This is a genomic window from Martelella sp., assembly GCF_984369615.1.
In genome coordinates this window covers 1-12179 of sequence record NZ_CFHTCS010000111.1, presented here as the reverse complement: position 1 = coordinate 12179, position 12179 = coordinate 1, and the positions used below count along the sequence as shown (strand labels likewise).

General features: G+C 63.7%; 13 protein-coding genes. 9 read left to right on the top strand and 4 right to left on the bottom strand.

The genetic code is table 11. The features are described 5' to 3' along the window. The 8 genes from miaB to trmB all read left to right on the top strand — a co-directional run. Positions 1 to 1077 (top strand): tRNA (N6-isopentenyl adenosine(37)-C2)-methylthiotransferase MiaB (miaB, locus tag AC5DC2_RS11000; protein ID WP_491698501.1); only part of this gene is annotated, 1077 nt, incomplete at its 5' end. A 263-nt stretch (positions 1078 to 1340) separates the two neighbouring features. After that, positions 1341 to 2375 carry a PhoH family protein gene (locus tag AC5DC2_RS10995; RefSeq protein WP_161633033.1) on the top strand — a complete coding sequence of 345 codons (1035 nt, stop codon included), beginning with the start codon at positions 1341 to 1343 and terminating at the stop codon, positions 2373 to 2375. Positions 2376 to 2377: 2 nt separating this feature from the next. Next, positions 2378 to 2884 (top strand): rRNA maturation RNase YbeY, encoded by a 507-nt coding sequence (gene ybeY / locus AC5DC2_RS10990; RefSeq protein WP_024708298.1) that lies wholly within the window; start codon positions 2378 to 2380, stop codon positions 2882 to 2884. A gap of 13 nt (positions 2885 to 2897) precedes the next feature. Next, entirely contained in the window at positions 2898 to 4118 is a 1221-nt protein-coding gene (locus AC5DC2_RS10985; protein ID WP_491698500.1) for a hemolysin family protein, read from the top strand. A 136-nt stretch (positions 4119 to 4254) separates the two neighbouring features. After that, positions 4255 to 5724, top strand: coding sequence for an apolipoprotein N-acyltransferase (lnt, locus tag AC5DC2_RS10980; protein WP_152534530.1), 1470 nt, complete (start codon positions 4255 to 4257; stop codon positions 5722 to 5724). Between the two features lie 249 nt (positions 5725 to 5973). Next, positions 5974 to 6387 (top strand): helix-turn-helix domain-containing protein, encoded by a 414-nt coding sequence (locus tag AC5DC2_RS10975; RefSeq protein ID WP_024708300.1) that lies wholly within the window; start codon positions 5974 to 5976, stop codon positions 6385 to 6387. A 176-nt stretch (positions 6388 to 6563) separates the two neighbouring features. Continuing rightward, complete coding sequence (gene metK / locus AC5DC2_RS10970; RefSeq protein ID WP_491698499.1) at positions 6564 to 7802, top strand: methionine adenosyltransferase; 1239 nt, start codon at positions 6564 to 6566, stop codon at positions 7800 to 7802. Between the two features lie 8 nt (positions 7803 to 7810). Continuing rightward, entirely contained in the window at positions 7811 to 8509 is a 699-nt protein-coding gene (gene trmB, locus AC5DC2_RS10965; protein ID WP_024708302.1) for a tRNA (guanine(46)-N(7))-methyltransferase TrmB, read from the top strand. A gap of 20 nt (positions 8510 to 8529) precedes the next feature. On the opposite strand, the gene AC5DC2_RS10960 is transcribed toward trmB, so the two are convergent. Further along, positions 8530 to 8787, bottom strand: coding sequence for a BQ00720 family protein (locus tag AC5DC2_RS10960; protein ID WP_491698498.1), 258 nt, complete (start codon positions 8785 to 8787; stop codon positions 8530 to 8532). An 88-nt stretch (positions 8788 to 8875) separates the two neighbouring features. Next, positions 8876 to 9280 carry an Hsp20 family protein gene (locus tag AC5DC2_RS10955; protein ID WP_024708304.1) on the bottom strand — a complete coding sequence of 135 codons (405 nt, stop codon included), beginning with the start codon at positions 9278 to 9280 and terminating at the stop codon, positions 8876 to 8878. 133 nt (positions 9281 to 9413) lie between these two features. Between AC5DC2_RS10955 and AC5DC2_RS10950 the strand changes: the two genes are divergently transcribed. After that, positions 9414 to 10355 carry a nucleoside hydrolase gene (locus AC5DC2_RS10950; RefSeq protein WP_491698497.1) on the top strand — a complete coding sequence of 314 codons (942 nt, stop codon included), beginning with the start codon at positions 9414 to 9416 and terminating at the stop codon, positions 10353 to 10355. Between the two features lie 54 nt (positions 10356 to 10409). On the opposite strand, the gene AC5DC2_RS10945 is transcribed toward AC5DC2_RS10950, so the two are convergent. Continuing rightward, a complete protein-coding gene (locus AC5DC2_RS10945; protein WP_491698496.1) occupies positions 10410 to 11309 on the bottom strand; it encodes a ribokinase in 900 nt (299 codons plus the stop codon). 96 nt (positions 11310 to 11405) lie between these two features. Further along, positions 11406 to 12179: DNA recombination protein RmuC (locus tag AC5DC2_RS10940; protein WP_491698495.1), on the bottom strand; the 774-nt coding region annotated here is incomplete at its 5' end.

Sequence of the window (12179 nt, the reverse complement as noted above, 5' to 3'; positions counted from 1 at the left end):
CAGGCGGAAGGCGAGGAAATCCTGCGCCGCGCGCCGGACGTCAGCGTCGTCATCGGCCCGCAGACCTATCACCGTCTGCCGGAGGCGCTGCGCCGCGCCAAGACCGGCGAGCGCGTGGTCGATACGGAATATGCGGTCGAGGACAAGTTCGACTACCTGCCGAAGAAGGAACGCGGCGTTCGCCCGAAGAATGTCTCGGCCTTTCTGACGGTGCAGGAAGGCTGCGACAAGTTCTGCACCTTCTGCGTGGTGCCCTATACGCGCGGCGCGGAAATCTCGCGCTCGCGCCAGCAGATCGTGGACGAGGCGAAGCGCCTTGCCGAGAACGGCGTGCGCGAGATCACGCTTCTCGGCCAGAACGTCAATGCCTGGCATGGCGAGGGACCGGACGGCGCCGAATGGGGGCTCGGCGAATTGCTGTTCGACCTCGCAAAACTCGATGGCATCGACCGGTTGCGCTACACCACCAGCCATCCGCGCGACATGGACGAGACGCTGATGGCCGCGCACCGGGAACTGCCGGAGCTGATGCCCTATCTGCATCTTCCCGTTCAGGCCGGCTCCGACCGTATCCTGAAGGCGATGAATCGCCGTCACACCGCTGCCGAATATCTGGCGCTGATCGAGCGCATCCGCGCGGCGCGGCCCGATATCGCCATGTCGGGCGACTTCATCGTCGGCTTTCCCGGCGAGACGGAGGAGGATTTCCAGGCGACGCTCGATCTCGTCGAAAAGGTGCGTTACGCGCAGGCCTTCTCGTTCAAATATTCGCCGCGCCCCGGCACGCCGGGAGCCGAGCTTGGCGATCAGGTTCCCGAGGCCGAAAAGGCCGACCGGCTGCAGCGTCTGCAGGCGCTCCTCGCGCGTCACCAGCTCGAATTCGCGCAGTCGCGGATCGGCATGGAGATGGACATTCTTCTGGAAAAGCCCGGTCGCAATCCCGGCCAGCTCGTCGGCCGTTCGCCCTGGCTGCAATCGGTCGTTATCGATGCCGGCGACGCCGTGGTCGGCGACATGGTTCGGGTCCGGATAGCGGACGCCTCCGCCAACAGCCTGGCGGCGGTTCGCCTCGATTGAGGCGCGGGCCGCGATCTGTGACGTCGCCGTGAAATCTTGAGCCTTGCCTGAAATTTGCTTCACAAAGCGCAGATTCGCGTTTAGCCTTTCTTCATGAAGAGAGATTGGCGAACAAAGACTCACATTTCTGCCGCTTTGCCTCTGTCGTTGACTGAACGATTTCCTATGTATCGCACCAGAGACGCTGCGCATGCCGGGTCAGACACCGGCAGGCGATGTCATTTTCTTTTTCCAGGGAGCCGGACCGCTTGAACGCTACTGAAATGGTTGCAAAGCATGAAATCCAGGCAGGGCCGACCGCCGAGGCCAGCCATTTTGTCCTGACCTTCGAGAACAACCGCCACGCCAGCGAATTGTTCGGCCAGTTCGACGAGCACCTGAAATTGCTGGAGAAGCAGCTTTCCGTCACGGCTGTCGCGCGCGGCAATTCGGTTTCGCTTTCCGGCTCGACGCTGGCCACGCATCAGGCGCGTCGGGCGCTCGACTATCTCTACGACCAGCTTCAGAAAGGGTCATCCTTGGAAAAATCCGATGTCGAGGGGGCGATCCGCATGGCGCAGGCCGCAGACGACCAGTTGACCCTGCCGACGCTGGAGCGCAAGGCGCGGCTTTCCATGTCGCAGATTTCGACGCGCAAGAAGTCGATCGCCGCCAGAACGCCGGCGCAGGATGCCTATATCCGCGCAATGGAGCGCAATGAGCTGGTGTTCGGGGTCGGCCCGGCGGGCACCGGCAAGACCTATCTGGCCGTTGCCCACGCCGCGCAGCTTCTGGAACGCGGCGCGATCGAGAAGATCATCCTGTCGCGCCCGGCCGTGGAAGCGGGCGAGCGGCTCGGCTTCCTGCCCGGCGACATGAAGGAGAAGGTCGATCCCTATCTCAGGCCGCTTTATGACGCGCTCTACGACATGATCCCCGGCGAGCGGGTGGAACGGGCGATGACGGCGGGCGTGATCGAGATTGCGCCGCTGGCCTTCATGCGCGGGCGCACGCTCACCAATGCGGCGGTCATTCTCGACGAGGCGCAGAACACGACGTCGATGCAGATGAAGATGTTCCTGACGCGGCTTGGCGAGAATTCGCGCATGGTCGTCACCGGCGATCCGAGCCAGGTCGACCTGCCGCGCGGCGTCAAGTCCGGCCTCGTCGAGGCGCTTTCGGTGCTTGACGGGGTGGAAGGCGTGTCGACCAACAGGTTTACCGACAAGGACGTCGTTCGCCACCCGCTCGTCGCCCGCATCGTCGCGGCCTATGAGGGGCGTCTCGTGCCGTCTGCCGCCGGCGGAAAAGACGACTGACCATGCCGGAGTTCGACTATCAGGTCAGCCGCGAAGCCGGCGGCTGGCCCGAGGAGGAAGCGCTTGCGGCGATCGTCGCCCGCGTTATCGGGGCGGCGTCCGCCTATCTTTCGGAACGCGAAGGGCAGCCCTTTCCGGATAGCCCTGCTGAACTGTCGCTGGTCTTTGCCGATGACGCGACGATCCGGGAGATCAACGCGGAATGGCGCAACAAGGACAGCGCCACGAATGTGCTCTCCTTTCCGGCCTTTCCGGTGACCCCCGGCGAGATGCCGGGGCCGATGCTCGGCGATATCGTGATTGCCCATGAGACGGTGGCGCGCGAGGCCGAAACGCTCGACAAGAGCTTCGACGATCATCTCACCCATCTTCTGGTGCATGGATTTCTGCATCTTTTGGGGTATGATCACATGGAAAACGAAGAGGCGGAGGTCATGGAGGGGCTCGAGACTCGCATTCTTGCCACACTTGACCTATCTGATCCCTATCAGGGCAGCGACCCTCTCTAACGCCCAAGGAACGATGAACCAGCAACAGATCGCGCCGCTTTCAGAAAGCGGTCAGGATGCCGAAGACGGATCCTCGCCAGACGAGCCTAACAGTCCGGTTTCGGACAAGAGCACTCACAAACACACAGGCTCGCCGCTGCGGGGGCTTTTGCTGCGCTTCCGGCGCAACGGAAATGCGGTCTCGCGACTGCGCGAGGACCTTGAGGACGCGCTTTCGACGGAAAGCGCCGGCGACAGCGACTTCTCGCCCGAAGAACGGGCCATGCTCAACAACATTCTCAGCTTCCGCGAGGTCCGGGTCGAGGACGTGATGGTGCCGCGCGCCGATATCGACGCGGTGGAGCAGAGCACGACGATCGGCGACCTTTTGCTGATCTTCGAGAATTGCGGCCACTCGCGCATGCCGGTGTTCTGCGAGACGCTGGATGACCCGCGCGGCATGGTGCATATCCGCGACCTGCTGGCCTATCTGTCCAAGCAGGCGCGCGGGCGTCGGCGCGCGCGCGCGGCCAATGCGCGCGACGCCTCGAAAACGGGCGTAGCCAAGGGCGGAGAGGTCAAACCCGCCGAACGCCAGCCGCGCCCGGCGCAAAACCCGCTCGACCTCGGCAAGGTCAATCTCGACAAGACGGTGGCCGAGGCCGGCATCATCCGTCCGGTTCTGTTCGTGCCGCCCTCCATGCTCGCCTCCGACCTTCTGCAGCGCATGCAGGCGGGGCGCACGCAGATGGCGCTGGTCATCGATGAATATGGCGGGACCGACGGGCTCGTCTCCCACGAGGACATCGTGGAGATGGTGATCGGCGAGATCGACGACGAGCATGACAGCGAGGAGGCGATGTTCACGCGCGTCTCCGAGGACGTGTTCCTGGCGGATGCCCGCGTCGAGCTCGAGGATATCGCCGAGGCCATCGGTCCGGATTTCGAGATCGGCGAGCATGCCGAGGACGTCGACACGCTCGGAGGCCTGATCTTTTCCGCCATCGGTAGGATCCCGGCGCGCGGCGAGGTGATCCAGGCGCTCCCCGGTTTCGAGGTGCATATTCTCGATGCCGATCCGCGCCGCATCCGTCGGGTCCGGATCCTGCGCAAGCGCGGCCCCGCCCGCCGCCGCTCGGCGGCTCAGGCCCGCACCGGCCTTCCCGCACAGGACGAACCGCGCGGAACGGAACAGGGCGAGCTGGCGGCCTCCGACCTTGCGGATGAGCATACCGAGACCGCAGACCGGGACTAGCGCATCGGCCCGACAATCGGAATCGGTCTTCGGAAAGCACGATGCGTCGAACCAATTGCCTGGAGCGTCCTTTGTGCGTCCAAATGGACGCGCGGCGCTCTGGCGCTGCCATACGCAAACAGGGTGGAAGCCTATCTTGAAGCCGGCGTGTTTTTTACGGGAACTCGGTCCCTGGCGCCGGCGACTGGCGCTCTTTGCCTGTGGCGCTGTTTCGACCTTCGCGCTGGCGCCTTTCGGTGTGATGCCCGTCATGTTCATCACCATGCCCGCCCTGGTGTGGCTGATGGACGGGGCGCTGTTGGAAAAACGCGGCCGTGCGCGCATGGTTTCCGGCTTTGCAGCGCTCTGGTGGTTCGGCTTCGGCTATTTCGTTTTTGGCCTCTGGTGGCTCGGCGTCGCCCTTTTGAAGGATGCCGGGCTCTATGCCTGGGCGCTTCCCTTGGCCGTTCTCGGCTTTCCGGCCATGCTTGCGCTGTTTTACGGGCTCGCCGGCGCGCTTGCGGCGCTCGTCTGGCGGCCGGGTCCCTCGCGCCTTGTGGCTCTCGCAGTCGCCATGATTGTGGCCGAATGGCTGCGCGGCCACGTGGCGACCGGCTTCCCCTGGAACGCGATTGCCTATACCGCCATGCCGACGCCGCTCTTCATGCAGTCGATCCGGCTGACAGGGCTTTACGTCATGGGCGGTCTTGCCGTCTTCGTCTTCGCGAGCCCGGCGCTGCTTTCCGATCGACGGGGGCGGCGCGCCGGGCTTGTCGCGGCGATCCTTCTGGTTGCAGCCGATCTCGGTTATGGCTATCACCGGCTCAATGCCGCCGGTCCGAGCGCCGGCAGGGTCGTCAATTTCCGCCTCGTCCAGCCGGCGATCGGCGATGCCGCGTGGCGTTCGCCGGAAGGCCGGGCGGAGATCTTTGCCCGCCTGATCGCGCTTTCGAGCGCGCCGGGCGAGCCGGGAGCGGCGGAGCCGGACGTGATTGTCTGGCCGGAAAGCACGCTGCCCTTTCTGCTCGAGGAGCGGCCTGACGCGCGCACGGCCATCGGTGAATTGCTGCGACCCGGACAGACGCTGATCCTCGGCGCGGCGCGTTTTGCCGGGCGAAAGCCCGATGGTTGGCCGGAATTCTACAACGCCATCTATGTGCTCGATGATGCCGGCCGGACGGTGTCGGTGGCCGGCAAGACGCATCTGGTGCCCTTTGGCGAGTATCTGCCCTTTGAGGATTTCTTTCGCGCGATCGGTCTGCAGGCGCTGACCACGCTGCCCGGCAGCTATGTGCCGGCGGAAAACCGGCAGATGCTGCTTTTGCCGGACGGCCTGACGCTTTTCCCGCTGGTCTGCTACGAAGCGATTTTTCCGCGTCTGGTCGACGGCAAGACCGGTGAGGCGGCGGCCCTCTTGAACCTGACCTACGACGCCTGGTTCGGACGCACGCCGGGACCATACCAGCATTTCGCGCAGGCCCGTCTTCGTGCGGTGGAGACCGGAAAAACGCTGATTCGGGCCGGCGAAAATGGTGTTACCGCTGTCATTGATTCGCGCGGAAACGTCGTGCGACGGCTGCCTTTTGACGAACCCGGAATTCTGGACGTGCCGGTTTTGCTTCCTTAGGTTGCGATGGGTGTGCTAAGGTGGAAAACTAAATCCTAGCGTGTGACAACAATCGCTTCATTAGGAGCCATTTATTCATCCCATGGTTTTATATTTGGCGCAGAATTGACCGCAATACCCCAAAATTGCATAGTGAAACCGCTTGGTTTTCAACTAGGGCTTTTTGTTGCCCCACTCTGATGGTTGTGTTGATGCCATCAGGCTTTGGCATCGGGGTCAGTTGTCAAGCTGGTTAAAGTAGGATGGAAAATGACAGAAAACAAAAAAAAGCCGAACCCCATCGACATTCACGTCGGGAGTCGGATCAGGTTGCGCCGTACCATGTTGGGCATGAGCCAGGAAAAGCTTGGCGAGAGCCTTGGGATCACATTCCAGCAGATCCAGAAATACGAAAAGGGCACCAATCGCGTCGGTGCCAGCCGTCTCCAGAACATTTCGACGATCCTGAACGTCCCGGTTTCCTTCTTCTTCGAGGATGCGCCCGGCGATCAGGGGCCGAATGCTTCGGGGATGGCCGAAGCGTCGAGCTCCAGCTACGTGGTCGACTTTCTGTCGTCCTCGGAAGGTCTCCAGCTCAACCGCGCTTTTGTCAAGATCGGAGACGCGAAAGTACGCCGCAAACTGGTCGACCTCGTCAAGTCGCTGGCCGAGGAAGCCGAATAGGGCTTTTCGCGCGCAGGAACACCGCCCGGAAGGCCCCAGACTGCCTTCCGGGCCGTTTTCGTGCGTTTTTTCCGCGTTTTCGCGGGATATAAAGATATAGTTATATTGTTGTGCGCTTGTCATTTCGCGGCGAAGCGTCTAACAAAATCGGGCCAATTTCTATGTGGGGAATCCCGATGCGCACCAACTACTTCTTCACCAGCGAATCCGTCTCCGAAGGACATCCCGACAAGGTCTGTGACCGGATTTCCGATGAGATCGTCGACCTGATCTACCGGGAGGCGGTCAAGACCGGGGTTGACCCGTGGTCGGTCCGGGTCGCCTGCGAGACGCTGGCGACGACCAACCGGGTGGTCATCGCGGGCGAGGTGCGCTTGCCGCCGAGCCTGATGAAGAAGGACAAGAACGGCAACGAGATCGTCAACCCCTCGCGCTTCAAGTCCGCCGCGCGCCGGGCGATCCGCAATATCGGCTACGAGCAGGACGGTTTTCACTGGAAGACGGTGCGCATCGACGTGCTGCTGCATGCGCAGTCGGCGCACATCGCCCAAGGGGTCGACAATGCTTCCGACAGGCAGGGCGACGAGGGCGCGGGCGACCAGGGCATCATGTTCGGCTTCGCCTGCCGGGAGACGCCGGAACTGATGCCGGCGCCGATCTACTATGCCCACCGTATCCTCCAGACGCTTTCCGAGGCCCGCAAGGCCGGCGAGGGCGAGGTCGCGCTTCTGGGGCCTGATGCCAAGAGCCAGGTGACCGTGCGCTACCATAACGGCAAGGCCGCCGAGGTGACCTCGATCGTGCTGTCGACGCAGCATCTGGACGAAAGCTGGGATTCGGCGAAGGTGCGGGACGTCGTCGAGCCCTATATCCGCGAGGCGCTGGGCGAGTTGCCGATCTCCGATGACTGCGTCTGGTACATCAACCCGACCGGCAAGTTCGTCATCGGCGGTCCGGACGGCGATGCAGGTCTGACCGGTCGCAAGATCATCGTCGACACCTATGGCGGGGCCGCGCCCCATGGCGGCGGGGCGTTTTCCGGCAAGGACACGACCAAGGTGGACCGCTCGGCCGCCTATGCCGCGCGCTATCTCGCCAAGAACGTGGTGGCCGCCAATCTTGCGGAAAAATGCACGATCCAGCTGGCCTATGCCATCGGCGTGTCGCAGCCGCTGTCCATCTATGTCGACCTGCACGGAACCGGCAAGATCAAGGAGGACGAGGTGGAGAAGGCGATCCGCGCGACCATGGACCTCTCGCCTTCCGGCATCCGTCGCCATCTGAACCTCAATAAGCCGATCTATGCCAAGACCTCGGCCTATGGACATTTCGGCCGCAAGGCCGGCCGTGACGGTTCGTTTTCCTGGGAGCGGCTCGATCTGGTGCGCCCGTTGAAACAGGCCCTGAAGAGCTGATCGCCGTCGTGAGCGAGAATTCCCAACACGAGGCCGGCAAGGCCTTCTTCGGTCGGCGCAAGGGCAAGCCCCTGCGCGACCGGCAGGCGCGCAATCTTGCCGAGGTGCTGCCGGCGCTGGCGATTGACCCTTCTGGTCCGTCGCCCGATGATCTGCGCTCGCTCTTTGCCGCCGAGGTGAATACGCTTCGCCTGGAGATCGGCTTCGGCGGCGGCGAGCATCTGCTGCATCGCGTGCGCGAGGAGCCGGCGACCGGCTTCATCGGCATCGAGCCCTTCGTCAATTCCATGGCGAAGCTCCTAGGCCAGGTCGAAGGGGCCGAACCGGACAATCTGCGGCTTTATGATGATGATGCCGTTGCCGTGCTCGACTGGCTGCCGGCGGCATCGCTGGACCAGATCGATCTTCTCTATCCCGATCCCTGGCCAAAACGCCGGCACTGGAAGCGCCGCTTCGTCTCGCAGGTCAATCTCGACCGGTTTCATCGCGTGCTGAAGCCCGGCGGCCGGTTCTGTTTCGCCTCCGATATCGACTCCTATATCAACTGGACATTGCTGCACTGCCGCCGGCATGGCGGTTTTTCCTGGCAGGCGCGGACGTCCGCCGACTGGCTGACGCCCTACGAGAACTGGCCGGGAACGCGCTATGAGGCAAAGGCGCGCCGCGAGGGACGTTCAAGCGCCTATCTGACGTTTCTGAAGATCTGAGAGGACAGGATGGCCTCAACTCAGTGGAGCGTGACGGTCTTGAGCTCTTCTTCCATGGCCTTGAAGAAGATGCTGGTGCGGTTTTCCGTGAGCAGCAGCAACGTGCCATCGGCGCCGAAAAGGGCCCACAGCTTCTCGGCAGTCTTCACGCCTTCGGCATCTGGAAAATGCTTGAGCGCTTCTTCCCGTTCGAAGGCGCGGTAATAGCCGAGGCGGCCGGCGCCGAAGGCGGCGAGCTGGTCGGAATTGAGGAAGGTTGCCGCGGACGGGAATTTCATGGTGTCAGGCTGCCTTGTCTTGAGCGAGGGGGAACGCGAGCTTCGGCCTTTTCCTGCGCCAAGGTTCCGAAGCTTGTGTTTTCAAAGGCTATTCTGAAACCGAAATCTTAATTTTTCGTACCTCCTGGGGACGTCGCGCGATGTCGATGGCAAGAAGGCCGCGGTCGAGCGTCGCGCCGACGACCTCCATCCCGTCGGCAAGGGCGAACTGGCGGCGGAACTGCCGCCCGGCGATGCCGCGAAACAGGTATTCCCCGCTTTCGCGCTCCTCCCTGTTGCCGCTGACGATCAGGACATTGTCCTCGGCCACGGCGTCGAGCTCGCTTTCATCGAAACCGGCGACGGCCAGCGTGATCCGCAAGAACACGCCCGAAGGCTCCTCGGGAAACCACTCGACGTCGAAGGGCGGGTAGCCGGACGCGCCCTTGAACGCGGCGTCCTCGGCGCGATTGTGCAGCATCCTCGGATTGATGCGCAGATCGATTCTCGGCATATGGCGGCTCCGGTCTTGTCACGAGCGATATGGGGTATGGCCGGGAGCCGCGCAAGCCCGTGCCTGCTTGACAAGCGCCGGGCCAGTCTCCATTCCATCTCGTTGGATGACATGAAGGCAGAGACTGAAAAACATGTGCGCACGAAAAATCATCATCGACACCGACCCCGGGCAGGATGACGCCGCCGCGATCATGCTGGCGCTGGCGAGCCCCGAGGAGATCGACGTTCTCGGAATCACCGCCGTTGCCGGCAATGTGCCTCTGGCGCTGACGGAGCGCAACGCGCGCATCATCTGCGAACTCTCGGGCCGGCCGGACATGAAGGTCTTCGCCGGCTGCGACCGGCCGATGCACCGCCCGCTGGTGACGGCCGAGCATGTCCACGGCAAGACCGGTCTCGACGGCCCTGACCTCGCCGAGCCGAAGATGGCGCTGCAGCCAATGCATGCGGTCGACTTCATTATCGAGACGCTGAGGGCCGAACCGGAAAAGACCGTGACGCTCTGCACGCTCGGCCCGCTCACCAATGTGGCGACGGCCTTCGAGAAAGCGCCCGACATCATCGGCCGGGTGCAGGAGATCGTGATGATGGGCGGCGGCTATTTCGAGGGCGGCAACATCACGCCGTCGGCCGAGTTCAATATCTATGTCGACCCGGAAGCAGCCAAGGCCGTGTTCGCCGCCGGCATCCCGATCGTGATGATGCCGCTCGACGTCACCCATCAGCTGCTCTGCCTGAAGGAACGCGTCGACCGGATCGACGCGATCGGCCGCCCGGCCGCCCAGGCGATGGCGGCGATGCTGCGGTTCTACGAGCGTTTCGACGTCGAGAAATACGGCTCTGACGGCGGCCCGCTGCATGACCCTTCGGTGACCGCCTATCTCCTGAAGCCCGAGCTCTTCTCCGGCCGGCATTGCAATGTCGAGATCGAGACCGGGTCAGAGCTGACGCTCGGCGAAACGGTGATCGACTGGTGGCATGTGACCGACCGCAAGAAGAACGCGCTGGTGATCGGCAAGGCCGATGCGGCGGGCTTCTTCGCCCTGCTGACGGAGCGCCTGGCGCGGCTTTGATGGCCAAAGTGCCGCCCGTCGGGGCGGCGCAACCGCTTGACCTCTCTGCCGCGGCTACAGCCGCGCTTTCACCTCATCCGCCGTCGGGATCGAGGGCTGTGCGCCGGGCTTGAGGCAGGCAAGCGCGCCCGCGACCGAGGCGCGGTGGGCCGCGGCCTCGAAGGAAAGGCCCTGTTCCAGCCCGCTCGCCAGATAACCGCAAAAGGTGTCGCCGGCGCCGACCGTGTCGACCGGATCGATCTTCAGCGCGTCGATCCTGAAAAACGCGCCTTCATGCATCGCGATCACCCCGTCGCCGCCAAGGGTGATCACCATGGTCTGGCCGGTCTTGTCGTGATGGGTCTTCAGCATCGCGATCCGGCCTTCGCTGCCCAGCTCCTCGGCGCCGACCAGGCGTTCGAACTCGGTCTCGTTGGCAATCACGATATCGGCGAGCGCTCCCAGCGCGGCGGCTTCCGGGGTCAGCGGCGCGGTGTTCAGGACCGAGGTCACGCCCTTCCTGCGCGCCGCTTCGAGCGCCGCGCGGATGGCGGGGGCGGGGACCTCGAGCTGCAGCATCAGCAGATCGCCGGGTGACATCCGCCCGACTGCCGCCAGCGCGTCCTCTTCGGTCAGCGTGCCATTGGCGGCGGCGTTTATGACGATCACGTTCTCGCCGTCGCCGCCGACGAGGATCATCGCCGTGCCGGTCGGACCGTCCGTGGTCTTGAGAAATGACAGGTCGACGCCGGCCTCCGACAGAAGCGCCGTTGCCGGCGTGGCGAATTCATCGCTGCCGACCGCGCCGGCCATGGCGACGGCGGAACCCGCGCGCCGCGCGGCGAGCGCCTGGTTTGCGCCCTTGCCGCCCGGCGCGGTGGAAAAGGAGGTGCCGGTCACGGTTTCGCCCGGTTCCGGCAGGCGTTCGGTGGTGCTGATAAGGTCCATGTTGATGGAACCGAAAACCGTGATCATCGCAGTCTCTCCTCTTTCCCGGGCCTTTGCCGGCAATGATGGCCCTCGGGCCGCGCATTCATCGAGGGTTTTAGTGACAAGATCAGGCCGTGACAATCAGTCCTCGTCGACGACGCGCAGTTTCATCCGCCCGGCGCCGGAAGGGGGCGGGTCGTTGTCGTCGCGCGGGGCAAGAGGGCGCTCGCCGTTTCCGGCCTGCTTTTCGCCGCGCGTCTCGAATTCCAGCGCGCCGATTCGCTCTCCGCGCCGGGCGATCTTGCCGGTGGAGACCCTGATCTGTTCGACATCCTGCCGCGCCTGCGAGAAATGGCTGTTGAGCTTCTCGACACGCTCGTTCAGCCGGCCGAGATCGCCGATCAGATGGGCGACCTCGCCCTGGATCAGATGCGCCTGCTCGCGCATGCGCTGGTCCTTCATCACTGCCTGCACCACCTGGATGGAGAGCAGCAGAAGCGTCGGCGAGACGATCACCACGCGCGCGGCATGGGCGCGCTGCACGCTTGCCTCGAAATGTTCGTGGATATCGGCGAAGATCGATTCGGACGGCACGAACAGGAAGGCGGTGTCCTGGGTTTCGCCTGGCAGAAGATACTTTCCGGCGATGTCGCGGATATGGGTCTCCAGATCGCGGCGGAAACGCTGGCCGGCGGCGCGTCTTGCGTCATCCTCCTCAGCGTCGCGCATCGTGTTCCATGATTCCAGCGGAAATTTCGCATCGATGATCAGCGGCGGCGCGCCGTTCGGCATGTCGATCACGCAGTCCGGCCGCGTGCCGTTGGAAAGCGTTGCCTGAAACCGGAAGGTGCCGGAGGGCAGGGCGTCGGCGATGCGGACGGCGGCGCCTCCTTCAACATCACCTCCGGCGTCACC